Source organism: Alkalimonas amylolytica, assembly GCF_900107845.1.
Lineage (GTDB): Bacteria > Pseudomonadota > Gammaproteobacteria > Enterobacterales > Alteromonadaceae > Alkalimonas > Alkalimonas amylolytica.
Genome location: NZ_FNRM01000006.1, coordinates 62,430 through 87,296 on the forward strand (window position 1 = coordinate 62,430; position 24,867 = coordinate 87,296).

The window sequence follows — 24,867 nt, forward strand, 5'->3', positions numbered from 1 at the left end:
AGGAATTTGACACCATTATGCCGTCCACCACCGCCCTGGGGCAAGCTGCCAGTACCCATACCCCGATGATGCAACAATATCTGGGGTTAAAAGCCCAGCACCCGGATATTCTGCTGTTTTACCGCATGGGTGATTTTTACGAGCTATTTTATGACGATGCCAAAAAAGCTGCCCGGTTGTTGGATATTTCGCTGACCAAACGCGGCCAAAGTGGCGGCCAGCCTATTCCGATGGCTGGTGTGCCTTATCATGCGGTCGAATCCTACCTGGCTCGTTTGGTTCAGCTAGGTGAATCGGTAGCCATTTGTGAACAAATCGGTGATCCAGCCACCAGCAAAGGCCCGGTTGAACGCCAGGTGGTAAGGATTGTCACCCCGGGTACAGTGACCGATGAGGCTTTGCTGCAAGAGCGGCGCGATACCCTATTGTGCAGTCTGGTGCAGCATAAAGACCATTTTGGTCTGGCCTGGCTCGATCTTAGCAGTGGCCGCTTTTTACTGCAGCAATTAAGCCATGAAAGTGATGTACAGGCTTTATTGCAACGATTGCAACCGGCTGAGCTGCTGTACAGCGAAGCGTTATCCTCCCAACACTTATTACCAACGCGCTGCAGCTGCCGGCGCCGCCCGGTGTGGGAGTTTGAAGCGGAAACCGCCCGGCGCTTATTGTGCCAGCAGTTTGGTACCAATGACTTATTGAGTTTTGGGGTGGAGGATGCGCCTGTTGGTTTGATGGCTGCCGGTTGCCTGATGCAATACGTCAAAGATACTCAGCGCAGCCAGTTGCCACATATCCGTGCCATCGCCAAAGAGCAAAGCGATGACTACATCGTGCTGGATGCGGCCACCAGGCGCAACCTGGAACTAACGCAAAATCTGGCTGGTGGCCGCGAACATACCCTGCTGGATGTATTGGATCAAACCCAGACCGCCATGGGTTCCCGTTTATTGCAGCGTTGGATCCATGCGCCACTGCGCCAACAACAGCGCATAGAACAGCGCTTGCAGGCGGTCACTGAGCTGGCAGATGGCTATCCCGAGCTACAGCCGCAACTCAAGCAAATAGGGGATATCGAGCGAGTCATCGCCCGCATTGCCTTACGTTCAGCCCGGCCTCGCGATTTTGCCCGGCTTCGGCAGGCGCTGCAGCAACTGCCGGAGTTGCGGCCTTTGGCCAGCAGCTGGCAAAGCCCTTTGCTCAGTGAGCTGGCCAACCACGCCCAACCGCTGCCAGAGTTGTGCGCTTTACTGCAGCGTGCCATTATTGACCAGCCACCAGTATTGATCCGGGATGGCGGCGTGATAGCACCGGGTTATCATGAGGAACTCGATCACTGGCGGGCGCTGGCGACCGGTGCCACCGATTACCTGCAACAACTTGAAAGCCGCGAAAAAGAGCGTACCGGCATCAGCTCGCTCAAGGTTGGTTTTAACCGGGTGCATGGCTACTATATTGAAATTGGCCGCGGCTCGGATCACAAAGTGCCGGCAGACTACATTCGCCGTCAGACTCTGAAAAACAACGAGCGTTTTATTATTCCGGAGCTGAAAGAATACGAAGACAAAGTACTGGGCAGCCAAAGCAAAGCCCTGGCACTGGAGAAGCAGCTTTACGAGGCCCTGTTTGACCAGGTACTGCCGCAACTGGCACAGCTGCAGCAACTGGCGACTAGCCTGGCGCAACTGGATGTGCTGAGCACCTTTGCTGAACGGGCCGATGTACTGGATTACCAAAAACCCGAGTTGCAGCCCGCCACCGGTATCCAGATTGAGCAAGGGCGCCATCCGGTGGTCGAGCAGGTGATGCGGGAACCTTTTATTGCCAATCCACTGCAGCTCTCCCCCAAACGACGTATGCTGCTGATTACCGGGCCCAATATGGGCGGTAAATCGACCTATATGCGTCAGACTGCCCTGATTGTGCTGATGGCCGCCATTGGCAGTTATGTGCCCGCTGAACGGGCAGTGATAGGACCGATTGATCGTATTTTTACCCGGGTTGGCGCATCGGATGATCTTGCCTCCGGCCGCTCCACCTTTATGGTGGAGATGACCGAAACCGCCACCATCTTGCATCACGCCACCCCCAACAGCCTGGTGCTGATGGATGAAGTAGGTCGTGGTACCAGTACCTACGATGGTTTGTCGCTGGCCTGGGCCTGCGCTGACTACCTGGCGCAGCAACTAAAAGCCATGACCTTGTTCGCCACTCACTACTTTGAACTGACCCAACTGGCCGATGAGCTGGAAGGCCTGGCCAATGTGCATTTCGATGCAGTCGAGCACGGCGATACCATCGCCTTTATGCACCATGTGCAAGAAGGAGCTGCCAGTAAAAGCTTTGGCTTGCAGGTGGCACAACTGGCTGGTGTACCCAAAATCGTGATCCAGCAGGCACGGCGTAAGCTGCTGCAACTGGAGCAGGCCGAACCAGCTCAAACCAACCACAGCCCGCAAGCTGCATCGGCACAACTGGATCTGCTAACCCCGGAGCATCCGGTGCTGCAACAACTGCGCAGCCTGAACCCGGATGATCTCAGCGCCCGTCAGGCGCTGGAGTTGCTGTATCAACTGCAAGCACAACTAAGAGACTAAGCAGTTCTATTAAACCTTTCAAAACAGTGAAGATGTTGCAAAGGCCACACCTTGTAACATCTTCAATTTGCTCAACCCTTCTCCGTTTGTCATGCTGTTTTCTTCTACAGATATCAGTACGGGAAAGTATTATGTTGCGCCTTTTTATCATAACGGCCATGCTGCTGAGTGCTCAGGTATTGGCTCATGCAGAACAAGATGATCTCACCACAACCATTCTTAATCTGGACAAAAAGCTGTTTGATGCTTTTAATCAACGTGAGCTAGAAGTCTTTAAAGCCCTACTCAGCGAAGATTTGGAGTTTTATCATGACAAAAGTGGTCTGACGAATTATCAGCAAAATCTGAAGTCAACTGAGAGTATGTTTAATAGTGGTACGGATCTGAGACGGGAATTACTACCTGAGCACACCGAGGTTTACCCAATCCCAAACTACGGCGCCATTCAGACTGGCCGCCACAAATTCTGCCACACCGGACACGATGGAGCCCCAGACTGCGGAGTGTTTAAGTTTTTGCATATCTGGCAACTGCAAGAGACGCAATGGCAAATTACCCGGATAATGAGTTATGACCATTAAGCCGCCACAGCTGAAATAGTCAAACGAGTTATGCAACGCTATTATGTAGCTGTTGCACAATGGCTGTTCACTTAAAACCAGAAATGATGTTCACTTTTGGGCTGAATAAATAGTACTGACAAGGTTATCGCAGTATTAATTGCCTGACATTAAAAATGTTCATCACGTCGTATGTACCCATATCCTGCACGACCCTCTGGCGAAGTATTTGACAATAGCATGAACTCTAGTGTTATATACTTGCTGAATTAGTATATGGAAATACAGTTATGAAAAGGGAAGTAATATTTATTGGTGGCATTCATGGGGCAGGAAAATCAACACTGTGTAGCAAATTGGTTTCTAACTTGCAAATCCCTCACTACTCAGCTAGTCAGTTGATAAAAAATGCTAATGAGGGACTCTTTAAGAAAGATAAGACTGTAACTGATGTATCAAAAAACCAAGACGTTTTGCTTTCCGCTATAGATGAGTTCGTAAGTGAGCCTTGTTTTCTGTTAGATGGTCACTTTGCATTGTTTGATTCGGACCACAACGTGCAATTAGTACCAGCCGCAACTTTTGCATCTATGGGACTTACAGCCATTTGTGTTGTCACTTGTGATGTCAACGTAGTACTTGAAAGAATTGCCACTAGAGATGGGATACGGCATGACAAATCTGCTTATGAAACCTTGAACCACAGCGAGATTGCACATGCAAAAGTTATAGCTGAACGGCTAAATATCCCTCTTTTTCTGCAAAATACCAATAACGACGTGAGAGAACTGACAAAATTTATCAGTGAACATCTGGAGTAAGCCATGGAAAGCCTTCACTATTTGCCTTTCAGAGAAATTAATCTACAAGACTCTTTTTTTGATACATTAAGAGCTGATTATGCCGAGTTTCCTACTTGGTTTTCACGAAAATCAGAGCAAAATGAATTTGCCTACGTGCTAGTAAATGGACCTGCTGTCGATGGATTCATGTACTTGAAAAACGAGCTTGGTCCAATAACGGATGTATCTCCTAACTTATCTCCAGGCAGATATTTGAAAGTTGGTACTTTTAAGTTCAATTCGCAAGGAACGCGCCGTGGAGAAAAATTCATTAAAAAGATTTTTGATCATGCATTGTCACAAAACGTTGACAGCATTTATGTGACAGTATTTGATAAACACCACTATCTAAGAAATCTATTTGCAAAATATGGGTTTACAGTTCATGGTGTAAAAAGCACCCTAAATGGAACTGAATCGGTCATGGTTCGATCTATGCGAAACCAGCTTGGCTCAACACTTAGCAGTTACCCTTTTGTTAAACTAGGTCAATCGAGATCATACCTATTGTCTATTTACCCTCAGTTCCACTCGAGAATGCTCCCTGATTCTATTTTGAACAATGAAACTCACGATGTCATCCAGGACGTTTCACACACAAATAGTATTCATAAAATATATATTTGTGGTATGGATCTAGTGTCGTCATTTAGACCAGGAGACAACCTCATTTTATACCGAACTTCAGACAAACCGAGGCTCGCTCGGTTTCGTTCGGTGGCGACTTCGATTGGAGTTGTCGAGGAGTACAGAAATATCAGAGAATTCGAATCACTACAGGCATTTTTGGCGTATTGCTCACCCTATTCTGTTTTTACAAATGACGAGCTGATGCAGATATATCATGAAAAAAGATACTGTCATGTTATCAGGTTTACTTATAATGCTGCTCTTTGTAGGCGCATCACACGAGGCCACCTTTTGGACGAAGTTGGCTTAAATGAAGGCGAATACTGGGGGGCGATGCAGCTGACGAACCAGCAGTTTAGGCATATTGCTAGTTTGGGAGGAATTAATGAAAGTCTTATTGTCGATTAAGCCAGAGTTTGTAGACAAAATTCTTGAGGGCTCAAAAAAGTTTGAGTTCAGGAAAAATACATTTAAAAGGGATGATGTTAAAACAGTTGTTGTGTATTCAACGATGCCAGTAGGTAAAGTTGTTGGTGAGTTTGACATCGAAGATGTCATATCTGACCATCTTGAACTTCTGTGGCATCGAACAGAGAAGGCCGCAGGTATTACAAAGCAGTTTTTTGATGAGTATTACTCTGGAAGAGAAAGAGGCACAGCAATTAAAGTAGGAAACGTGGTTAAATATGAGCGTCCCTTGTGTTTAAGTGAGCTTGGCGAGAACATCACGGCTCCGCAATCATATAGATATCTACCGGCCTAATCCATGAAAAAGAGAGCTAGTGTCCTCCTTATTTATATATAACAACGCTCCCCTAGAGCATGAGTTTAATATATTAAACTCATGCTCTTTCAGGTGTATTCACAACAGATTTTTCAAACCGGATTGTATTCTGTCGGTCTTAACGAAGTCACCATTTGTTTCACCTAATACTATTCTTGTAGGGCAGATAGTGTATGGATTGAGTCACTTTCAAACAGATTAAGTTGACGTAATACCGGCTCTGCGCGAGAAGGGTTCTCAGTAAATAGAATCACTGCCAAGTCCTTCAAGGCTCGGGTGCAACTTACGTAGAAAAGACGACGCGTTCTATCGATTGTTGTTTCTAATCCTGCCTTCAGGTTTTCGATGTCTCTATCTGAAGGCTCCTTCAAGCGTAAATATTTTTCATAAGAAAACTGGGAGTGTGTGCTCTCAGCGTCATCCAAGACTACTAATACTCTTTCAAACTCAGCACCTTTGATACCTTGCTGCGTCCAGAAAGGTGACCTCTCCATAATATAGTTCTGGTACGCCAACAACTGGTTCGCTGGACAGGACAAAAATGCTTGCATTGCCATGAATTCCTTTTCGGATTCATCTTCTTCCTGTTCATCTTCGTCATTTTCATCCTGTACAGGAGTTTCTTGCACCTCAATAACGGCACTAGGATCTAAGTAAGATGTCAACCTAGGGTCAAGCAACAGTAACTCTGTGTTGTAAACCAATCTTAAAAGATCGCCAATAGTTGTATTTGATTCACCGAAAACTCCTGCCGTAATCGATGCGACGAGCTTTCCAAGGGATTTCAAACGATCTGATATTTTCGCGGCAGCAACAGCCGCATCTTCAAGCTGAGGTGAATAAGTTCGTAATAACCGCATAACTTCAAGTTGATGACCACTATGATTTGCTATTGCGATTGGAACCAGAAACTTCATAAATGGTGATAGGGGCCATGCGGTGCCATCTAAAAATCCATCTTTAAATGCTGAAGGTGCTTTTGAATTTAGAGCTGAGTAAAGTTCCCCAAACCCCAGCCGTTTAGCTGCCATTTGGTGGACAATAACTAATAGTTTTACCCGATTTTGGTCATCACTGCCGGGGCACCACAAATCATCACCTGTGTTAGTAGCCATCCATTGTCTTACAAGGCTAAGGTTCACATCTCGAGAGTTGTCAGCTGGCAAGATAAAAAGATGAGCTGAACCTTCAGGCGTGGACGTGATAATACCTTCCTTATTTAATCGTTTGCCTGGGACCTGAACAAGATCATCGCCATCTCGGCGGATTGCATTGGCGAGACTCAAGACCTTCAATGAACACCTGTAATTCTCTGGCTTCGGAATATCCACCCAATCTGACTCAGGCTCAACTAGGCCAGACCCTGTGACGTATATCCTTTGCATTGGATCACCAAAAAAACCAAGACAAAATGGTGCTCCTGAATCCCGCTGGGCGAGCTTCAAAGCATCTACAACCTCAGCAGTTGTATCTTGGCTTTCATCGACAAAGACAAAAGGAAATTGTCTAGCGAGGAGTGTTTGAAATAATGGACGTTCACAAATCAAATAGGTTCCAAGCTTTAAAATATCATCGTGCCCAAGAATACCTTTTCCATATTTGCTGCCAGTACCATATCGAAAAGTTTTGACATCGGATATTCGCTCTAACTGCCGACGTAGTCGGACAATATCCCGCGCATCTTTGTCCTTTGTGCGTTGTTGGACCCTTGGTCCATAACTTGCCTGCTTTTCTTCGATCCCTCTAATTTTTTCAGTTATTCTGGCCGATACCCAATCACGGATGTCTTTTTGAAAAGGTTTTGCTAGCAACCACATAAAGCTGTGTATTGTAGAAACGTGAACTAGTGGATCACTACCAACATCACGCCATATCTCACCAGCTGCAATGTCAGTATATGTAATACAAGCAACTCGTTGACGTGTTCTTCTAAGATTGTCGCCGTGTATTTGAATTACTGCTGATAAGCCTTTAATTAAAGAGGTAGTTTTCCCCGACCCCGCACCCGCCTTCATAATGAAGCTTTTGGGTGGCTTCGATGCAATACAGTGTCGTAATTCAATATCTGCCTGAGTATCAGGCTTGTTAGCCCGACTACTCATCTAGAGTACCCCCTATTTCGAGATTTTCACCTTCTGGATCGACATTAATCAACTCATTCTCAAGCTCGATGCGGATTTCATTTTTCAGCCAATCAAGTCCTTCATGAATGTACTTCGGCACATTCCATGTATTCTCATTTTCAGTAAGTAAGACTAAAGCGAATTTCGTCTTGTCAAAGCTCTTACTTGAAACTTTTTTATGAAGACCTGCAGCAAGAGATGCCGGAGTAGCAACTTCTCCTTTGACACACAAGCCAAGCGACTTCCTTTCAGCTGCTTGGCACCATTCAGCGTTCTCAAGGCCAAAATCTTCCTCAAGTGTACGTCCACACAGGAATTCTGTTGTACCATTCCAATTAACATCCCTAGGGATCTGATAAACCACGCGAACTTTCGCATCATTACCAAATTCGTGGGTTTTGTCGGCGTCTGAAACATTAAGTAAGTCTTCAATGGTTTTCTTCTGGGGCAGCCATTTAATGAGTGTCTGATTTGAAGTGGCGGCTCCCGGCGTATTCGGTAAACATGCCTTCCCGTATTTTTTTGTAATCAGAAGTGGAGTACCTTGTCCGCTCTGCTGCTGCGCAGCAGTTTCTTCTGGGGTATATTCTGGAACATCAAATTCTTCAATATCTTCACTTTCTTCATCAGGCGTTTCTGTAGATGCCTGAGGCAAGAGAGCCACACTATCTATATCCGTAATAATCAGAGTTGTCAGACCTAGAAATTCAATTAGTAATTGGAAGCGGTGCCCAAAAGCTCCGCCAACCTCCAAGATACATAAACATGCAGAACGAAGTGATTTAGCTACCTTTTGTATCATTACTGGTAAAAGTAATCTTTCTACGTTGCCCTCTACGAGAATAGCTGCGTCGGAGAAGAAGAGATCACAGTGAGTCAGTTTAAGGTAACGCTCCAAGAAATCACGGTCATCTGGCTGGCTTTGGTAAAACGCTGATAGATTTAGGACTTCTGTCACCTGTTCATGATCGACATTTTTCCGCCTAAAATAGCGGATCGGTTTAAAACCTCGCTCGTACAGAATGTGCGGTGAGTGTGTTGTGATAACCATTTGACTATTAAAAATACTCCCATCATCACCGTCTATATTTAAAAGACCAAGAATATTACGGATGAAGACTTGTTGGAGCTGTGCATGTAAATGCGCCTCAGGTTCTTCGACAAAAATAAGATGCAAAGGAGGTCGGTTATCCATCGAAACCCATCGTGCTTGAGCATCAAGAATTTCCACAACCATGTAGATTAGGTTTTTGAATCCTAAACCATTATAACTATCTGGGAGTGTGGCTGCGTTTATATCGTCTCCGAGCAGATAGTGGACCCGCGAATCTTGGCTCATTATATGTGAAGGATCCAGCGCCGACTTAATCGTCAATCGAGGGTTATTTAGTCCTGGATAACCCAGATCAGCAAGTTTATGTAGTAACGGCGCGAACACTTTATCCAAGTGTGTATTTAAAGCTTGTTCTGAATCAAATAGTGCTTTTAGAGCTGAGTGATCATCTTGTCTTTGATCAAGGTTACGCTTATAAAAACGACTTAAGCGCTTGGAAAGATCTTCAGAGCGTCCACCCACTTCTGAATTTGGATCAGAAAGGTGTCTCTGAGCCCCTAAGTTGTCGACTTGAATAAGCGACCTGAGAATAGACCCGCCGCTTGGTTCACCGAATAACTCGTCAGGAACATAATCACCTATTTCCCTAAAATCTTTGTCAAACTGTGCTCTGTCTAATATGAAATAACGCAGTTCATACTCACTTTTCATTTCACGATGCAAATAGTCTGTCAGGGACTTAGGCCATGGAAGATACGATGTTTCTGGTGGCAATCCATCTAGAAAACCAGCACTCAGGGCCTTCGCTCGTTGATAGTTTCGAACTAAATCGAGAGGCGAGCGGGCAGCCAAAGAAACTCGTATACCCACTTCTGTTCCCTCCCATGAAGTGCTTGGAAGTAATGGTATGAGCAAATATAGGTCTTCAGCAGCTACCTCAAACCAGAGATCCAGATCGATGCTCGGAAGTACAAAGCTATCCGGAATTGCACCCTCTAAATCGAGATTTCCTGCAGTATCCATCTCTTGCCAGCACGAAGCATTAAAATCATACAGACTAAATCTGTCAATCTTTCCACTGACAAAAGCCTGTATAGCCTGTGTTGATGAGGTTTTACCGCTATTATTCGAGCCGACAAAAATTGAAATATCTTTAGCTAGTTCGATATGAGCGTCTTTCAAACGGCGGAAATTTTTTAAACGATAAGAATGTAGATGCAAAGTTACCCCTCCCTGTCAGTTTAGTTAATTTATCGCAGATCAGTGGGTATATCTATCGTTTTGTCCTAATACGGGATAGATGTATTTTGTAATGAAGGCCTATTTATAATGGTTAAAAACAATAATATTAACCTTGGAAAAATTAATCGCTTGGACAAGATAGCCAGAATTAACTACACTAGCGAAACCCAATAAAAAAGCGCCCTCGGGCGCTTTTTTTAACCAAATATCTTAATCCTGGAACAGGGTCTCGATATTCAGACCCTGATGGGTCACGATTTCCTTTAACCGTCGCAAGGCCTCGACCTGTATTTGCCGCACCCGCTCGCGAGTTAAGCCTATTTCGTGGCCGACATCTTCCAGCGTGGATGGCTCATAACCCAGCAAACCGAAACGACGCGCCAGCACTTCACGTTGCTTCGGGTTCAGTTCATCCAGCCATTGCACCAGGTGCTGCTTAATGTCCTGATCCTGCAGTTCGATTTCCGGCCCCAGCTCTTTGTCATCTGCAATCACATCGAGCAACTGTTTATCGGACGAACCTGCCGCCAAACCATCCACGGAAGTAATACGTTCGTTGAGCTTAAGCATCTTGCTGACTTCTTCCACCGGTTTGTCCAGCGCGGCGGCAATTTCTTCGGCAGTCGGCTCATGATCCAGCTTTTGCGAAAGCTCCCGGGCCGCTCGCAAATAGATATTGAGCTCTTTCACCACATGAATTGGCAAACGGATGGTGCGGGTCTGGTTCATAATGGCCCGCTCTATGGTTTGGCGGATCCACCAGGTGGCGTAGGTTGAAAAGCGAAAACCGCGCTCAGGGTCGAATTTCTCCACCGCGCGGATCAAACCAAGGTTGCCTTCTTCAATCAGATCCAGCAAAGCCAGGCCCCGGTTGATGTAGCGACGAGCAATTTTCACCACCAGCCGTAAATTGCTTTCTATCATGCGTTTGCGGGCAGCTTCATCGCCCTTGAGCGCCAGCCGCGAAAAGTAAACTTCTTCCTCGGCACTTAATAAGGGCGAAAAACCAATTTCGCCCAAGTACATCTGAGTGGCATCTAAGGCACGGTAGCTATCATCGCGCGCAAAGATATCGTCGGTATCAGTATCATTGTCTTCGGCAAGGGCGGCAGCATCTGGCTCATCTGTATCGTCCATCAAAGACAATTCGTCATTTACATCATCATTGCTGCTATCATTACGCTCATTTATTGCCTTGGATCCCATATCCTTCTCCCACATCTAAAGGGTACATTTGGTACAGACAGACCGGCTCCTGGTTGCTGACCATCAATGCGTCCTTCTGGACGTCTGTTGTTATGATGTTGTTTTTCGTATGTTACTTTGGCAAAAACTGCAGCGGGTCGACCGATTGCCCTCGAAAACGAATTTCGAAATGCAACTGCGTACGACTTGCTTCAGTACTGCCCATGTCGGCAATGTGCTGTCCAGCCTCCACCCGCTGTTGCTCCCGCACCAGTAATCGGCTGTTGTGAGCATAGGCACTCAGATAATCATCATTGTGTTTAATAATGATTAAATTGCCATACCCCCTCAGCGCGTTACCGGCATAGACCACCTGCCCTGCTGCTGCTGCATTGATACGCTGGCCTTCATTACCTGCGATCTTGATGCCCTTGCTGCCATGCTCCTGATGCGAAAAACGCGCCAGAATGGTCCCTCTGACCGGCCACTGCCATTGCAATCGACCAGATGCTGAGGTATTGTGCTCGGTTTTTTCTGGGTTTTGTGCTGATCTATTATGAACATAACCCGTTTGCGGACGCGGTGCAACCGATTTTGCCGGTGGGCTTGGATTGGTCTGAGCTCTTGGTGTTGCCGGGGCTGGTGTGGCTGGTTGGGTGGTTACCGGAGCTGGTTGCGCTGCTCTTGTTGCAGGTACTGAGGTTGCAGGTGCTGTTGCCGTGCTAGCTCGCGCAGCCGGAGCTGTTCCGGTCATACGCAGCTGCTGGCCCGGATGAATAATGTAGGGTGCTGTGATTTGATTGCGCCTGGCCAACTCACGGAAATCCTGGCCGGCTCGAAAAGCAATGGAGTAAAGAGTGTCACCTCGTTGCACTTGATAGGTATCGGTGGTGATACTGCCCCGCGATGCCTGGGCTGGTTGTACGGCTAAACTGGCAACCGGTGCCGGTGCCGAGCGTTTGGCGCAACCGATCAGCAATGCACTAAGCAGAATAACCACCAAAAAGCCACAAAGACCCGACGAACAAGCGGGGTTGCCTTTGCGTCTGACTGGGGCACTCGGTGCACTCATCGCCGCCTCATTAATTGCTTACATCATCACGACTATCTTGCTGGCGCTCCAGGCGAAGCATGCCCTGCATCAACAGGATCCCAACGACAGCCAACAACACTGCCCAGCCCAACTGCAAGGATCCGTTTTGCTGAGCGTAAGTGGCAAAGCTAACAGGCTCACCAGCAAGCTGCCAGGGCCAAACCCGGTACATAGCACCTATCACCACACCAATCAACAGCGCCAGAGTCGCATCATGGTAACGCGCCAGTAAACAGGAGAGCAAGCGAGAAAAACTAAGCAGTCCCACTGCACAACCACTGGCAAAGAGCGCCAGCGGTACGAGGTGTAACTCTGTTACTGCCAGCAAAACAGGCGCATACATGCCCAGCAACAACAAAATAAAACTCCCTGAAATCCCCGGTAAAATCATCGCACAAATGGCGATGGCGCCAGCGACAAAATACATCCACAGCTCAGGCTCCAGCTCTACCGGCTGCAGGCGGCCAATGGCCAGGGCAATACCAACGCCAACCATTAGCAAGGCCAACCGTGAGCGGTTCCAATTTAACTTGAAGCATAAATGCGGCAAAGCAGACAGAATCAAGCCAAAGAACAGCGCCCATAGCAATACCGGCTGATGGGCCAGCATCCAACTCACGCCATTAGCCAATAAAAAGACACTGAGTAAAATACCACTGAAAAGACACAGTAAAAAAGTACCATCCATGTGTTGCCAGGCAGCGTTCAACTTTCCTTGCAGCACCATGCCAATGGCGTGGTGATCCACCGAGCGAATAGCCTTGATCAGCCGCTCATAAATCCCCAGCAGCAACGCCAAAGTCCCCCCGGAAACACCGGGTACGATATCGGCAGCCCCCATCAGCAATCCTTTACACCACACCATAAAATAGGACATCACCACACCCTGTGATTCACAGTTTACTTAGGCCAGTTCACCTGGCACCAAAGGTACAAAGCGAACCGCTTCGACATTTTCTTCCACAAACTCATCGCCCTGGCGACTGATTACCCGGAGCATCTGCTCATCGGTGCCGACGGGGATCACCAACCGTCCCCCGTCACTAAGTTGCTGCAACAGGGCCTGGGGCACTGCACTGGGTGCAGCCGTTACCAGAATGCAATCAAAAGGAGCCTTACTGGGCCAGCCCTGCCAGCCATCACCATGTTTCATGGATACATTGTGCAAATCGAGCTGTTGTAGTCTGCGCTTGGCCTGGAACTGCAAACTTTTAATGCGTTCCACGCTGCATACCCGATCAAACAACTGAGCCAGCACTGCGGTCTGATAACCGGAGCCGGTGCCAATCTCGAGCACATGCTGGTGTTTACCACCAGCCAGCAATAGTTCGGTCATACGGGCGACAATGTAAGGCTGTGAAATCGTTTGGCCATGACCAATTGGCAATGCCGTATTTTCATAGGCTTTGTGCGCCAGCACGGTTTCAACAAACAAATGACGCGGCGTGTTAGCGATAGCCATGATCACCTGCTGATTACCAATGCCTTCGCTTTGAAGCTTTTGCGCCAGCACACTGGCGCTGCGTTGGGTTGCTACAGCCATTTACAACTGAATTCCTTCTAACCACTGACTAAGTTGTTCCATGCTTTTATAAGCAGACATATCGACATGAATAGGTGTAATCGAAGCATAGCCATTGGCAATGGCATAAAAATCAGTACCAGGGCCAGCATCGAGCTCTGGCCCTAAAGAGCCATACCAATAGATATCGCGTCCCCAGGGGTCGCGTGCCTTGGTCATGGTTTCAGCTTTATGGCGGCGCCCCAGCCGGGTAATTTGTACCCCTTTGAGCTGTTGCACTGGAATCGAGGGTACATTGATATTTAAGATTTGATCAGCCGGCAGCGGATGCGATTTTAATTTCCTGATCACTTGAACTGTCACATAGGCAGCGGTTTCGAAGTATTCCTCATCATGCCCGGCCAATGACACGGCGATGGCAGGAAGGCCTAGATGCCGGCCTTCGGTCGCCGCAGCAACCGTGCCCGAATAAATCACATCATCCCCCATATTGGCGCCATGATTGATGCCAGCCACCACCAAATCCGGGGTAAAGTCCAAAAGCTGACTAATGGCCAGATGCACACAATCGGTTGGGGTACCACTGACAGCAATAAAGCCATTATCCAACTGCTGGGTTCGAAGTGGGTTCAGCAGGGTAAGAGAATTGCTAGCTCCACTGCAGTTACGATCAGGCCCAACCGTTGTAACATCAGCAATTTGTGATAAGGCTTGCTGCAACACCTGAATGCCTTTGGCATAGACGCCATCATCATTACTTAACAAAATTCGCATTAGTCTTCTCCATACTGCTGGCTGGCGCCTGCATCGGTGTACTGCACCAATTCTCGCAGCACGCTGGTGGCAAAACAACCCGTTGGCAAGGCAAATTGCAGCAAAATTGTATCGTCTTGTTGCGTCGCACTAAGCTGCTGCGGCACCAGCCGGATAGAGCGACGCTCTGCTTTCAAGCGAAAATCAATCAGTCCTTGTACCAAACCGCCATGCTCAGCCAGCCAGGCAGCTTCCAGCTGGGCCGCTTGATGCTGTGGTTGGGATTTCTCGGCGGCAGGCAGGCCACAGAGCGCAGCCGTAGGATGCAAATCGCCTTGCTCTATACGGAGCTGCAATGCCTCCAGCCCTTCATCAGCCCTGAAAATAGAGCCCGAGCCATCCAGTTGCACGATATCGCCCAACACCAGAGTGTTGAAATAACCAGCAGCAATTCGCGCCGACACTTGCTGGTTAAATAAGAAAGAGCGGGCCGCGGACAACACCAGTCCGCGTAACTGCCGATCGGCAATGCCATGGCCAGCAAAGAGCGCTTTCGCTTTGATCAGGTTGCCCCCATCGATACCAAAACGTTGCTCACCATAATAATTGGGAACGCCCTGTTGCACCTGGGCCAATCGCTTCAGCACTGCAGTAATATCATCGACCTGACGTAAGCGGATCTGGAAGTAATTGCGTTTTAAGGCTCCCAGCCTCAGCTTACGATGGTGGCGCTGCACCTGGATAATCCGGTAGCCTTCGCCATGCCAGCTTTGCCAAGGCACCTCGGCTTTGATTGGCCAGGGCAAGCAAAACCACTGCCTTGTTATGGCATGGCGATCTTTGCGGCCGGCAAAACTGATGTCGCGGTTTTTAAGGCCGGTACGCTCTGCCAGCTGTCTGGCGACATACTGAGTATTCTGGCCAATTTTCTCAATCTGAAGCAGCAGATGTTCCCCTGCGCCGCTGGGGCTAAAATTGAGCTCTTCATCCACGACAAAATCATCGGGCTGGCTACGAATGCTGGCTCTTGCTTGCGGCCGGCCATACAACCAGGCCTGAGTGCTTGCAGCCATCAGCAAGCCACCAGCAACACCACAGCCTCAGCAGCAATGCCCTCTTTACGGCCAACAAACCCTAACCGCTCGGTTGTCGTTGCCTTGACATTGACCTGACTGAGCTCGGCCTGAACATCGGTAGCAATCACGGCACGCATGGCGGCAATATGCGGTGCAATCTTGGGGGCCTGCGCCATAATGGTGATGTCCAGATTACCCAATTTCCAGCCTTGCTGTTGCATGGTGGCCACCACCTGACGCAATAACAAACGGCTGTCGATATTGGCATAGGCAGCATCGGTATCTGGAAAGTGGTGACCAATATCACCCAGCGCTAACGCACCCAGAATGGCATCTGTCAGTGCATGCAGCACGACATCACCATCCGAGTGGGCCAGCAGTCCTTGCGGGTAATCCACTTGCACACCCGCCAGAGTCACCGGGCCTTCGCCTCCAAAAGCATGTACATCAAAACCATGACCGATGCGAAAAGCTGTCACTGTTGTGTCTCCAGATAAAAAGCAGCCAAGGCAAGATCCTCTGGCCGGGTCACTTTGATATTGTCGCTGCGACCTTCCACCAAAAGCACCGACTGCCCCGCCCGCTCCATGGCAGAGGCTTCGTCGGTCACCACTATGCTCTCAACCAGTGCTGAGCGAAGTGCCTGTTTTAATGGCAGCAGAGGAAAAAGTTGTGGTGTCAACGCATGCCAGAGACGGGTGCGATCCACGGTGTGGTCAATGGTAGGCCCACCGCGTTTCATGGTATCGCGCACCGGAGCAGCCAGAATCCCGCCGTAACCAGCTTGCTGGCAGCAATCAAACAAGCGCTTCAAATCGGTAGCATGCAGCAACGGCCTGGCTGCATCGTGCACCAGCACCCAGTCAAACTGAGCCGGATCCAAGGCATCAAGCGCTGCCAACACCGAGTCAGCACGCTCACGGCCACCAACAACGGTACGCACCCTCGGGTCTGCGACCAGGCTGGTACTGGCAAAGTAAGGGTCCTCTGCACCAAGTGCAATCACCAAAGGCAGATCTTGATGTAGCTGACGAAGGGCTGCGGCACTGTGTTCCAGGATGGTGCGGCCATGTAAGCTGAGGTACTGCTTGGGTAACTCACTTCTCATTCGGCTGCCAATCCCTGCGGCAGGGATCACAGCCGCTAATCGGTTCAGGCTCAAAGCCGTCATCTCCGCTCCGGTTGCAGTGGCAAGGTAATCCCCTGACGCTGATCATTCAGGCTTGGGCTATCGGTGACAATTCGAAAGAAAATTTCATCATTGCGAATCATACCAAGTTCATTGCGTGCTCGCTCTTCAATCGCTTCCAAACCAAGCCGCAGATCATCCACATCTGCCAACAACAGGCGATTGCGCTTGGCCAATTCCTCATTGGCTAATGCCTGCTGCTCTAATTGCTGTGTGAGTTGCAGGTAATCGCTGACACTGCGCTGCCCAAACCAAAGTCGGTATTGCAGCAGCAGCAACAAAATCAATAAGGCAATTGTCAGTAACCGCATGCCACCGGCTCAGAGTTCATCATAGGGTTATTATGAAGCTTTCGGTGCGGTGAGGGAAGGGCTAACTGGTCGCAAGCGGGGCGCGCAGGATGGGTTTGGCAAAATTTTTCCAGTTAAGGTCTGTGGTCAAAAGCAACTCACGCAAACTAAGTGCCCGGGGCGAGCTGCGCTTTTGGTTACTCCACTGATGACCACAGCAGCACGCCGTCATCACCACCTTAACCGGCTGAAGCAAAAATTTATCTGTATTATCAGTACTTAGTGGCGTACCGGCAAAGGCAAACCAACCATGCTGGTTGCAGTGTAAGCGCTGGCCGGCAAGGTCGACCTCATCGATCGCATCCAGCAAAATACGCTCTACGCCGAGCCGCTCCTGATAGACAGGTACCAGCAGGCCGGGTTTGGCTGCTTTTTCAAAAAAGCGGGCTATTTGATCTGGTCGCTGTCGGTTCAAGGGACAGCTGACCGCCTGACTGGCAAACCAGGATGCATTCTGACTGTCCAACAACAATGGAGATTGCACCTTAAGGATACGCTGCGCCGCTTTGCGAATGTAAAACGGCAAGCTGGCCAGCTGACGGGGCAACTGAACAACATCACTGGCGGGACACTGTGACAAGCGCAGCAACTCGCGCTCATACAACGCATTGCAGAGCTCGGTATAGGTTTGATTCTGGCCAGAAACCTGCCAGAAATGAGGCTGTTCAGTTGAATCTTTCATCATGCTGTGATGGTAACGGAGGCTGAGCTGCTTGCACAAGAAAAAAACAACGCCCTGGTGGAGTTAGTGCCCACATTACTTCACCTGAAAACTTTGTACGATGGCTTCAAACTCACCACTTTGTCGCATCAGTTCCAACTGCGCTTGCAGCTGCTCGACCAACTCAACAGGCACATCCGGATTTAGTGCCAGAAAATTACCGGCGATCCCATCCAGTGCAATCGTCGCTTCAACGACTTCCATGGTCTGATGGTAATCTGCCAGCCAAACCGGCATCACCAGTTCGGAAGATACCATCAAATCAACCCGCCCTTGTAAAAACAGCGGGGTAGCTGCCGACTTGGACTCGAAGTCCAGCAGATGCTGACCATACCGAAAACCTTTTTCTAAAAAGTACTCTTCAAACACATCGCCCCGGGCCACGGCTATCATGTAACCTTTCGCGTCTTCGACTTGCTGCAGTTGGATATCGCCTCGACTCTTTAACCGGTACAAATAAGGAGTGGTATACGCCAGCGGCCCCACCCACTGAAACATGGCATCGCGCTCCTTGCTGCGGGAAGTCGAGTAAAGCCCTGCTTGTGGATTGGCTAATGCATGTTCAAAAGCTCGACGCCAGGGATAAAGCTCAAAGCGACAGCTGATGGTCACACGCTCACACAGACGCCGCACAATTTCTGTGTTGGTGCCGGTAATAACACCATCATGCTCATAACTAAAGGGTGGAAAATGCTCGGTATAGAGCACTAGCTCATCAGCAGCCGCACAGCAACTCCAACTGAGCATCAACCAATAGAGTGCTCTTACTGCCTTCAAATCATGACTCCTGAATTACTGCAAAAAACTACGAATGGCTAAATAATCCTGAAACAATAGTTCAGGATCAAAGTCCGGCACAGCCCCCACACGGCTTACTGGGGTAAACACGGCCTGTAACTCAGCATTTGGGTTCAGCAAATACAACAAAACCCCATGATCTACCTGGTAAGCCATAGGATCTGAAGCATCCGCAGCACCCGCTTCATAGAGTATAGCCAATGTTTGCTCAAAGTTTTTGTGCTTTTCACTGCCATCAATAGCTACCAACCCACGAATATCAGCTGCAAAGAATGTAAGATACTGCTGCAAAACTTCGGGGGTGTCACGAGCAGGGTCCACTGTATAAAACAATAACTGAATATCAGCGTATTGTTGCTGCAGCTCTAGCTCCAGTCGAAAACGGCTAAGTTTTGCCAGCGTCATCGGGCAAATATCCGGGCAATAAGTAAAGCCATAACTCAGCAGGTGCCATTGCCCTTTTAGATCCTCACGGGTCACAGGCTGCCGGTGCTGATCCCAAAGTTCAAAGTCATGCAGAGGCAGAGGGTTAGTCAACAACACTGCCTGCTGCAACCGCAAAGAGCCTGGCTGTCGCTGTAAAAAAAATAATACCGAAGCTACCAACAGCACTACCAGCAGAATAGCCGCTACCAAGGTATGTCGAACACTCCAGCGCATCAAGGCCTGGCCTCAGTCAGCGGTGCTGTAGTACAGCATTCGGTTCATCAAGGTATAATCACCCTCAAAGGCCATTAAAGCAATGAAAACGACAATGGCAAAAGTGGGAATGATCAACAAAAGTTTCAGATTCAGGCTTTCCCATTTCACATGCATAAAGACGCTTAAAATCACGCCGGCTTTAATCACCATAAAAAATAAAATCAGACTCCAGCGTAATAGCCCCTGCAGCTCCATGTAATCGACCATGTAAGAAAAAAAACTCAATACAAACAGCCAGCCCCAAACTTTCAGGTACATACTGACCGGATGTTGTTGATTCACGTCCTGCGTCATGTTTCACCTCACCAGAGATAGAAAAATGCAAAAATAAACACCCAAACCAGGTCGACGAAATGCCAATAGAGGCCGGTAATCTCGACAATCTCATAGCCCTTTTTATCGTAATGCCCTTTATGCAGACGCCAGGCCACGATCAGCAGATAGATCACGCCACCCGTTACATGGAGCCCGTGGAAACCGGTGATCATAAAAAAGGCAGCGCCAAACTGCTCGGCTCCCATCGGGTTGCCCCAAGGCCGAACCCCATCCTCTATCAGCTTGCTCCACTCGAACACCTGCATGCCGACAAACATGGCTCCAAGCACAGCGGTCGCCAGCATCAGCCAGACTGCCTGTTTGCGCATGCCCCGATAGGCGCTGCTCACCGCCATCGCCATGGTCCCGCTACTGGTGATCAGAATGAAAGTCATAATGGCAATCAGCAGCAGCGGAATCGTTTGCCCGGCAACCGTCAGGGCAAAGACTTCACTGACATTGGGCCAGGCTTCGGCGGCAGACCAACGCACATTCATATAGGCAATCAGGAAAATACTAAAAATAAAGGTATCCCCCAGTAGGAATACCCACATCATCAACTTGCCCCAGGACATTCGAAAAGCTTGCTGATCGGCCGACCAGTCAGCTACCACCCCCTGCCAGCCGTTGGGTCTGTCTGAAAACGATGGATTTGGTTCAGCGCTCATCGCTTCCTCCTTAGAAGCCGCACAAGGCAGCGAGTGAATCAATGGTACCTGCCGAGCTGGTCAGCAAGGCAAACAACACCAGCCAGATCCCAAACAAGTAATGCCAGTAAGTGGTACAGAGTGTCAGGCTGGCCACAATGCGATCGCTGCCCTGCTGTCGCCAATAACGCTGCAACAAAGCTCCCAGCGCCACCACGCCACCGAGCAAATGCGCCAGATGCACTGCTGTCAGTAAATAAAAATAGCTGCTGGCAGGGTTGGTAGTCAGGCCAAAACCGGCCAGTGCCAACTGTTGCCAGACATACCACTGCGCCAGCATAAATCCCAACACAAAGAGAACTGCCAGCATTACTGCCAGCAACGAAGCCTGCAATTGGTCTTTGCGTGCCAACCAAAGGCCAACCTGCATAGCCAGGCTACTCAACAGTAAAATGCCTGTGTTCCACCATAACTGCACCGGCCGATCAAAGGGCAGCCAGGGCTCCCCGGCCAGGGCATGAAAATCACCCATTTGCGAGCGCCCCAGCATCGTCATAATAAAGAGTAAAAAAATCACCGTTACCGTCGCGAGAAAAAACCGCAAGGCTATTCGGGCAGGCCAGTAAGTAGCCGCAGGCTGCAACAGGGAGGGGTCCATCCCTTCAGGCTGAGCCAGCCAGGGTTTTTCCATCAATTTGCTGAAAATACTCATTTACCGGCCTCCGCAAAAGCAGCAGCATCGGTTACTTCCACCGCACTGTTGGGCACATTCTGGGGAATAAAGTCATCTTTGGCGCCAGGTACGCTGAAATCATAAGCCCAGCGATACACAACCGGTGCTTCCGGTCCCCAGTTGCCATGTTTGGGTGGGTTATCCGGTGTTTGCCACTCGAGCGTGGTTGCCCCCCACGGGTTGGCAGGTGCTTTTTGTCCAGAGCGTAAGCTGATGATCACATTGACGATAAAGACCAGCTGTACCACAGCCACAATGATGGCAGCGACGGTGATATTGGCATTGAGCAGCTGTGCCGACTCCGGAATGTAGTCGGTACCAGCCATGCCAAAATAACGCCTTGGCAAGCCAAGAATACCGAGATAATGCATCGGTAAAAACACCGAGTAGGCGCCTACTAAGGTAGTCCAAAAATGGATCTTGCCCAGGCCGGTATGCAGCATGCGGCCAGTGACTTTCGGGAACCAGTGATACAAGGCAGCGTACAGCACCAGGATCGGTGATAAACCCATCACCATATGAAAGTGGCCAACCACAAAGTAGGTATCGGATAAGGGCAAGTCAATGACCACATTGCCAAGAAAGAGGCCGCTTAAGCCGCCATGGATAAAAGTAAAAATAAAGCCTATCGCAAACAGCATCGGCACGGTCAGCTGAATGTTGCCTTTCCAGAGTGTCAGGATCCAGTTGTAGACCTTGAGCGCTGTCGGCACAGCGATAATCAACGTGGTGGTAGCAAAGAAGAAACCAAAGTAAGGATTCATGCCACTGACATACATATGGTGGGCCCAAACCACAAAGCTAAGCAAGCCAATCACCACGATGGCCCAGACCATCATGCGGTAGCCAAAAATATTTTTGCGGGCATGGGTGGCAAGAATATCGGACACAATGCCAAAAGCTGGCAAGGCAACAATGTAGACCTCGGGATGGCCAAAAAACCAGAACAGATGTTGAAACAAAATCGGGCTGCCACCGGTATGATCCAATGTTTCACCCATCGATATAATGGCCGGCATAAAGAAGCTGGTGCCTACCACTTTGTCCATCATCATCATGATGGCGCTGACTAACAGGGCTGGGAACGCTAACAAGCCCATTACAGTAGCGACAAAAATGCCCCAGATGGTCAGCGGCATCCGCATCAGTGTCATGCCTTTGGTGCGGGCTTGTAAAATCGTACAGACATAGTTCAGACCGCCCATGGTAAAGGCGACAATAAAGATACCGAGCGAAATCAGCATCAGCAGGATACCCCAGTCAGCCCCCGGCGTACCGGGTAAAATGGCTTGCGGTGGGTACAAGGTCCAGCCTGCCCCAGTAGGCCCGCCCGGCACAAAAAAACTGGCCAACAGCACAATAACCGATAGCAAATAAGTCCAGTAGCTCAGCATATTCAGCAACGGGAAGACCATGTCCCTGGCACCAATCATTAGTGGGATTAGGTAGTTGCCAAAGCCTCCCAGCAGCAAAGCGGTCAGCAAATACACCACCATAATCATGCCGTGCATGGTAACAAACTGCAGGTAAGACTCTGGGTTGATAAATGAGAACTGATCGGGGAAACCTAGTTGCAACCGCATTAGCCCTGACAGGACTAAGGCAACAAGGCCAACAAAAATTGCTGTGATGCTGTACTGAATGGCAATGACTTTGTGATCCTGACTCCAAATGTACTTACTGACAAAGCTGGTTGGATGATGCTCATCGGCATGTTCGGCAATCGCTGTTTGTGTCATCAGTCTCTCCTTGCCAGTTGCGCAGGTTGCAATGAATTGATGTAGGCGACCAGGTCATCGATGTCTTCTTCCGAGCGCAGGGACTGCACCAGCAAGCTCATTTGGGCACCGTAAAAGTCATCCGGGTGACCACCGCGAACCCGGTCGCGGAAGTAAACTATTTGTCGGCTCAGGTACCAAGGCTCCAGGCCCGCCAGCCGAGGCGCATTCATATGAAAACTCCCCTCAGCCTGTTCGCCATGACAATGCATGCAATTGCGATACAACTGTTGCCCACGCCGAAGATCTCCGTCCGCTTTTGCTCTGGCAGGCTCTGGGAGGGAACCAATATAGGCCAGCAGATGCTGCATGCTTTGCTCATCACTCACCAGGTTGGCCATAGCTATCATCTGACCGCCAAACACATCACCTTCCGTCGTACCTCGAACTCCATGCTGATAATTTTTCAGCTGCCGCTGCAGGTACCAAAGATCCTGGCCAGCCAGACGAGGAGCATGCAGCCCTTCGTTGCCCTCCCCCTGAGGACCATGGCAAGCGGCACAGACCATGTACTGCGCCCGGCCAAGCGCCGCATCCCCGGCCGAACGGCTTTGGGTTTGAGCAAAGGTCACCTGGCGGGCCAGCCAACGTTTAAATTCGTCGGGCTCTTTCACCACCACCCGTCCGCGCATGGCGTAATGGCCAATGCCACAGAGTTCTTCACACATCAGGTCGAAAACACCGGTACGGGTTGGGGTAAACCATAAGAAACTGGAAATACCTGGCACCATGTCCATCTTGACGCGAAATTGCGGCACGGTGAAATTGTGCAGTACATCCTTGGAGCGCAGCAGCATTTTTACTGGTTGATCCAGTGGTAACACCAATTCATTGCTGAAAATCAGAATGTCGTCTTGGCCAGCTGGATCAGTTGGGTCTATACCAAAGGGATTATCTTCACGAACTAGCCGGGTATCCACCTTGCCCAGCACACCATCCTCACCGGGGAAACGGTAACTCCAGTGCCATTGCTGACCAACTGCTTCCACCTGTATCGCATTATCAGGCGGTTTGACAAACTGCCCCCAAACATAGAGCCCGGGTGCCAACATCGCGGCAATGCCAATGGTTGTTGCCAGCGTTAACCACCCCTCCAGTTTTTTATTCTCTGGTTCATATTCGGCTTTCAGACCCGGCCTGCTGCGGTAACGAAACAGCACATACACCAAAAATAAATTGACCGCCACAAAGACGATGCCGGTGATCCAGAATGTCAGCTCGACGGTGTTGTCGATGGCAGACCAGTTGGAGGCAAGTGGGGTGAAATACCAAGGGCTGATGAAGTGAAAAATGACGGTACCAATGATAAGCAGCAGGATAATGATTGCAATCGCCATAACCCGGATAATCCTTTAATCAGCAAAAGTAACAGGACACTACTTCAACAGATGAATCGGACATCAGAACACACGGTATGCAACTGTACAGCCAGCGCATGGCTGCAAACCGAACACTTTTTCGTCTGTACAGTCACTATAGGTCATAAACCAGCATGGTGCACAAGCCAATGCATAAAATTTGTACAAAATGTGGGAGTTGCAACAACCAGAGCCACTTTAAGGGGTTCTGGTTGTGCAGAAATGCAGGCAGTCAGGGCATGGCTTTCACAAAGCGTTTGAAATAAATTTGGGCCCGTACCACCCAGCCAGGGGCGGCTGCGCCGGTACCAGCATTTTGCAGCTTGGGATGCTTGCGAACCACTTTTTTTACCGCCGCTTCTTGTTCGGGATCAATGTCGATAAAAAGTACATGCTTGCCTTCACTTAGCACCTGTTGGAAGCGTTTAAAATGAATGTTGGGTTCCTGAATGCCAATGAAGCCACCTTCCCAGGTACAAAAACCCAGTACGACGATGGCCAGAAAAATAAAAGGCACCCAGCCTGCGGCGGTTTCTGTCCAGCCACTAAAATAAGCGACCAGCAATACAATAGCTGCCAGAATCACCCCAACCACAGCTCCAACTTCGGTGCTATGCACCACATCGCTTTTTAATACCGGCGACACTTCAGGCAAATGATGCAGTTCCACTTCAGCATCCTGCTCGCTAAGCACATGAATTTGAGGTGTATCTATCCCTTTGGCTTCCAACTCATGTTCGATCGCTTCCAAGTCATCCAAATCATCGCTTATAAAATACCGTCTTATCATCTTCCAGCCCTCTGCTTGGCAAAGACAA

Annotated in this window: 25 protein-coding genes; 5 read left to right on the forward strand and 20 right to left on the reverse strand. The window is 49.2% G+C overall.

Translation table 11 applies throughout. The features are described from left to right. Positions 1 to 17 precede the first annotated feature (17 nt). The 5 genes from mutS to BLW37_RS12260 all read left to right on the forward strand — a co-directional run bounded on the left by mutS (position 18) and on the right by BLW37_RS12260 (position 5,389). Positions 18 to 2,594: a DNA mismatch repair protein MutS gene (gene mutS, locus BLW37_RS12240; protein ID WP_091343262.1), complete on the forward strand. Its 2,577-nt coding sequence runs from the start codon at positions 18 to 20 to the stop codon at positions 2,592 to 2,594. Positions 2,595 to 2,725: 131 nt separating this feature from the next. Beyond that, complete coding sequence (locus tag BLW37_RS12245; protein WP_171907616.1) at positions 2,726 to 3,175, forward strand: nuclear transport factor 2 family protein; 450 nt, start codon at positions 2,726 to 2,728, stop codon at positions 3,173 to 3,175. A gap of 269 nt (positions 3,176 to 3,444) precedes the next feature. Further along, a complete protein-coding gene (locus tag BLW37_RS12250) occupies positions 3,445 to 3,975 on the forward strand; it encodes an ATP-binding protein (protein ID WP_091343265.1) in 531 nt (176 codons plus the stop codon). 3 nt (positions 3,976 to 3,978) lie between these two features. Further along, positions 3,979 to 5,034: a GNAT family N-acetyltransferase gene (locus tag BLW37_RS12255; RefSeq protein WP_091343267.1), complete on the forward strand. Its 1,056-nt coding sequence runs from the start codon at positions 3,979 to 3,981 to the stop codon at positions 5,032 to 5,034. After that, positions 5,012 to 5,389, forward strand: coding sequence for an ASCH domain-containing protein (locus tag BLW37_RS12260; RefSeq protein WP_091343268.1), 378 nt, complete (start codon positions 5,012 to 5,014; stop codon positions 5,387 to 5,389). The genes BLW37_RS12255 and BLW37_RS12260 overlap by 23 nt, the downstream gene beginning before the upstream one ends. 170 nt (positions 5,390 to 5,559) lie before the next feature. Here the strand turns inward: BLW37_RS12260 and BLW37_RS12265 are convergent, their stop codons facing one another. The 20 genes from BLW37_RS12265 to BLW37_RS12360 all read right to left on the reverse strand — a co-directional run bounded on the left by BLW37_RS12265 (position 5,560) and on the right by BLW37_RS12360 (position 24,839). Further along, positions 5,560 to 7,512, reverse strand: a complete 1,953-nt coding sequence (locus BLW37_RS12265) for a UvrD-helicase domain-containing protein (RefSeq protein WP_091343270.1) — start codon at positions 7,510 to 7,512, stop codon at positions 5,560 to 5,562. Further along, positions 7,505 to 9,808 carry an ATP-dependent nuclease gene (locus tag BLW37_RS12270; RefSeq protein ID WP_091343271.1) on the reverse strand — a complete coding sequence of 768 codons (2,304 nt, stop codon included), beginning with the start codon at positions 9,806 to 9,808 and terminating at the stop codon, positions 7,505 to 7,507. The genes BLW37_RS12265 and BLW37_RS12270 overlap by 8 nt, the downstream gene beginning before the upstream one ends. A 231-nt stretch (positions 9,809 to 10,039) precedes the next feature. Next, complete coding sequence (rpoS, locus tag BLW37_RS12275; RefSeq protein WP_091343734.1) at positions 10,040 to 11,035, reverse strand: RNA polymerase sigma factor RpoS; 996 nt, start codon at positions 11,033 to 11,035, stop codon at positions 10,040 to 10,042. A 112-nt stretch (positions 11,036 to 11,147) separates the two neighbouring features. Next, positions 11,148 to 12,086, reverse strand: coding sequence for a peptidoglycan DD-metalloendopeptidase family protein (locus BLW37_RS12280; protein ID WP_091343273.1), 939 nt, complete (start codon positions 12,084 to 12,086; stop codon positions 11,148 to 11,150). A 10-nt stretch (positions 12,087 to 12,096) separates the two neighbouring features. Next, positions 12,097 to 12,984, reverse strand: coding sequence for a DUF368 domain-containing protein (locus BLW37_RS12285; protein ID WP_091343274.1), 888 nt, complete (start codon positions 12,982 to 12,984; stop codon positions 12,097 to 12,099). Positions 12,985 to 13,011: 27 nt separating this feature from the next. Beyond that, entirely contained in the window at positions 13,012 to 13,650 is a 639-nt protein-coding gene (locus tag BLW37_RS12290; protein WP_091343275.1) for a protein-L-isoaspartate(D-aspartate) O-methyltransferase, read from the reverse strand. Further along, the gene (gene surE / locus BLW37_RS12295) at positions 13,651 to 14,403 is read right to left on the reverse strand and encodes a 5'/3'-nucleotidase SurE (protein ID WP_091343277.1); all 753 of its coding nucleotides are present in this window, start codon (positions 14,401 to 14,403) and stop codon (positions 13,651 to 13,653) included. Next, positions 14,403 to 15,455, reverse strand: a complete 1,053-nt coding sequence (gene truD, locus BLW37_RS12300) for a tRNA pseudouridine(13) synthase TruD (protein ID WP_091343279.1) — start codon at positions 15,453 to 15,455, stop codon at positions 14,403 to 14,405. Before truD ends, surE begins: the two co-directional genes overlap by 1 nt. Continuing rightward, on the reverse strand, positions 15,455 to 15,937 hold the full coding sequence (gene ispF / locus BLW37_RS12305) for a 2-C-methyl-D-erythritol 2,4-cyclodiphosphate synthase (RefSeq protein ID WP_091343281.1): 483 nt from the start codon (positions 15,935 to 15,937) through the stop codon (positions 15,455 to 15,457). Before ispF ends, truD begins: the two co-directional genes overlap by 1 nt. After that, positions 15,934 to 16,629, reverse strand: a complete 696-nt coding sequence (ispD, locus tag BLW37_RS12310) for a 2-C-methyl-D-erythritol 4-phosphate cytidylyltransferase (RefSeq protein WP_091343283.1) — start codon at positions 16,627 to 16,629, stop codon at positions 15,934 to 15,936. The genes ispF and ispD overlap by 4 nt, the downstream gene beginning before the upstream one ends. Beyond that, positions 16,626 to 16,958: a cell division protein FtsB gene (ftsB, locus tag BLW37_RS12315; RefSeq protein WP_091343285.1), complete on the reverse strand. Its 333-nt coding sequence runs from the start codon at positions 16,956 to 16,958 to the stop codon at positions 16,626 to 16,628. Before ftsB ends, ispD begins: the two co-directional genes overlap by 4 nt. A 61-nt stretch (positions 16,959 to 17,019) precedes the next feature. Then, a complete protein-coding gene (locus tag BLW37_RS12320; RefSeq protein ID WP_342744211.1) occupies positions 17,020 to 17,679 on the reverse strand; it encodes a hypothetical protein in 660 nt (219 codons plus the stop codon). A gap of 75 nt (positions 17,680 to 17,754) precedes the next feature. Next, positions 17,755 to 18,495 (reverse strand): substrate-binding periplasmic protein, encoded by a 741-nt coding sequence (locus BLW37_RS12325; RefSeq protein WP_245785725.1) that lies wholly within the window; start codon positions 18,493 to 18,495, stop codon positions 17,755 to 17,757. Positions 18,496 to 18,510: 15 nt separating this feature from the next. Further along, positions 18,511 to 19,176: an SCO family protein gene (locus BLW37_RS12330; protein ID WP_091343291.1), complete on the reverse strand. Its 666-nt coding sequence runs from the start codon at positions 19,174 to 19,176 to the stop codon at positions 18,511 to 18,513. 12 nt (positions 19,177 to 19,188) lie between these two features. Continuing rightward, positions 19,189 to 19,512: a cytochrome C oxidase subunit IV family protein gene (locus BLW37_RS12335; protein WP_091343293.1), complete on the reverse strand. Its 324-nt coding sequence runs from the start codon at positions 19,510 to 19,512 to the stop codon at positions 19,189 to 19,191. A gap of 8 nt (positions 19,513 to 19,520) precedes the next feature. After that, positions 19,521 to 20,201, reverse strand: coding sequence for a cytochrome c oxidase subunit 3 (locus BLW37_RS12340; protein ID WP_091343295.1), 681 nt, complete (start codon positions 20,199 to 20,201; stop codon positions 19,521 to 19,523). 10 nt (positions 20,202 to 20,211) lie between these two features. Then, on the reverse strand, positions 20,212 to 20,892 hold the full coding sequence (locus BLW37_RS12345; RefSeq protein ID WP_091343297.1) for a cytochrome c oxidase subunit 3: 681 nt from the start codon (positions 20,890 to 20,892) through the stop codon (positions 20,212 to 20,214). Continuing rightward, positions 20,889 to 22,652 (reverse strand): cbb3-type cytochrome c oxidase subunit I, encoded by a 1,764-nt coding sequence (locus BLW37_RS12350; RefSeq protein WP_091343298.1) that lies wholly within the window; start codon positions 22,650 to 22,652, stop codon positions 20,889 to 20,891. Before BLW37_RS12350 ends, BLW37_RS12345 begins: the two co-directional genes overlap by 4 nt. After that, the gene (coxB, locus tag BLW37_RS12355) at positions 22,652 to 24,028 is read right to left on the reverse strand and encodes a cytochrome c oxidase subunit II (protein WP_091343300.1); all 1,377 of its coding nucleotides are present in this window, start codon (positions 24,026 to 24,028) and stop codon (positions 22,652 to 22,654) included. Before coxB ends, BLW37_RS12350 begins: the two co-directional genes overlap by 1 nt. Before the next feature lie 253 nt (positions 24,029 to 24,281). After that, entirely contained in the window at positions 24,282 to 24,839 is a 558-nt protein-coding gene (locus BLW37_RS12360) for an NAD/FAD-utilizing enzyme (RefSeq protein ID WP_091343301.1), read from the reverse strand. Between the last annotated feature and the right edge of the window lie 28 nt (positions 24,840 to 24,867).

What these genes read in the sequence shown, in the direction of transcription:
- mutS (WP_091343262.1), top strand. Translation starts at nt 18, where the DNA reads ATGCCGTCCACCACCGCCCTGGGGCAAGCTGCCAGTACCCATACCCCG.
- BLW37_RS12245 (WP_171907616.1), top strand. Translation starts at nt 2,726, where the DNA reads ATGTTGCGCCTTTTTATCATAACGGCCATGCTGCTGAGTGCTCAGGTA.
- BLW37_RS12250 (WP_091343265.1), top strand. Translation starts at nt 3,445, where the DNA reads ATGAAAAGGGAAGTAATATTTATTGGTGGCATTCATGGGGCAGGAAAA.
- BLW37_RS12255 (WP_091343267.1), top strand. Translation starts at nt 3,979, where the DNA reads ATGGAAAGCCTTCACTATTTGCCTTTCAGAGAAATTAATCTACAAGAC.
- BLW37_RS12260 (WP_091343268.1), top strand. Translation starts at nt 5,012, where the DNA reads ATGAAAGTCTTATTGTCGATTAAGCCAGAGTTTGTAGACAAAATTCTT.
- BLW37_RS12265 (WP_091343270.1), bottom strand. Translation starts at nt 7,512, where the DNA reads ATGAGTAGTCGGGCTAACAAGCCTGATACTCAGGCAGATATTGAATTA.
- rpoS (WP_091343734.1), bottom strand. Translation starts at nt 11,035, where the DNA reads ATGGGATCCAAGGCAATAAATGAGCGTAATGATAGCAGCAATGATGAT.
- BLW37_RS12280 (WP_091343273.1), bottom strand. Translation starts at nt 12,086, where the DNA reads ATGAGTGCACCGAGTGCCCCAGTCAGACGCAAAGGCAACCCCGCTTGT.
- BLW37_RS12285 (WP_091343274.1), bottom strand. Translation starts at nt 12,984, where the DNA reads ATGTCCTATTTTATGGTGTGGTGTAAAGGATTGCTGATGGGGGCTGCC.
- BLW37_RS12290 (WP_091343275.1), bottom strand. Translation starts at nt 13,650, where the DNA reads ATGGCTGTAGCAACCCAACGCAGCGCCAGTGTGCTGGCGCAAAAGCTT.
- surE (WP_091343277.1), bottom strand. Translation starts at nt 14,403, where the DNA reads ATGCGAATTTTGTTAAGTAATGATGATGGCGTCTATGCCAAAGGCATT.
- truD (WP_091343279.1), bottom strand. Translation starts at nt 15,455, where the DNA reads ATGGCTGCAAGCACTCAGGCCTGGTTGTATGGCCGGCCGCAAGCAAGA.
- ispD (WP_091343283.1), bottom strand. Translation starts at nt 16,629, where the DNA reads ATGACGGCTTTGAGCCTGAACCGATTAGCGGCTGTGATCCCTGCCGCA.
- ftsB (WP_091343285.1), bottom strand. Translation starts at nt 16,958, where the DNA reads ATGCGGTTACTGACAATTGCCTTATTGATTTTGTTGCTGCTGCTGCAA.
- BLW37_RS12320 (WP_342744211.1), bottom strand. Translation starts at nt 17,679, where the DNA reads ATGAAAGATTCAACTGAACAGCCTCATTTCTGGCAGGTTTCTGGCCAG.
- BLW37_RS12330 (WP_091343291.1), bottom strand. Translation starts at nt 19,176, where the DNA reads ATGCGCTGGAGTGTTCGACATACCTTGGTAGCGGCTATTCTGCTGGTA.
- BLW37_RS12335 (WP_091343293.1), bottom strand. Translation starts at nt 19,512, where the DNA reads ATGACGCAGGACGTGAATCAACAACATCCGGTCAGTATGTACCTGAAA.
- BLW37_RS12340 (WP_091343295.1), bottom strand. Translation starts at nt 20,201, where the DNA reads ATGAGCGCTGAACCAAATCCATCGTTTTCAGACAGACCCAACGGCTGG.
- BLW37_RS12345 (WP_091343297.1), bottom strand. Translation starts at nt 20,892, where the DNA reads ATGAGTATTTTCAGCAAATTGATGGAAAAACCCTGGCTGGCTCAGCCT.
- BLW37_RS12350 (WP_091343298.1), bottom strand. Translation starts at nt 22,652, where the DNA reads ATGACACAAACAGCGATTGCCGAACATGCCGATGAGCATCATCCAACC.
- coxB (WP_091343300.1), bottom strand. Translation starts at nt 24,028, where the DNA reads ATGGCGATTGCAATCATTATCCTGCTGCTTATCATTGGTACCGTCATT.
- BLW37_RS12360 (WP_091343301.1), bottom strand. Translation starts at nt 24,839, where the DNA reads ATGATAAGACGGTATTTTATAAGCGATGATTTGGATGACTTGGAAGCG.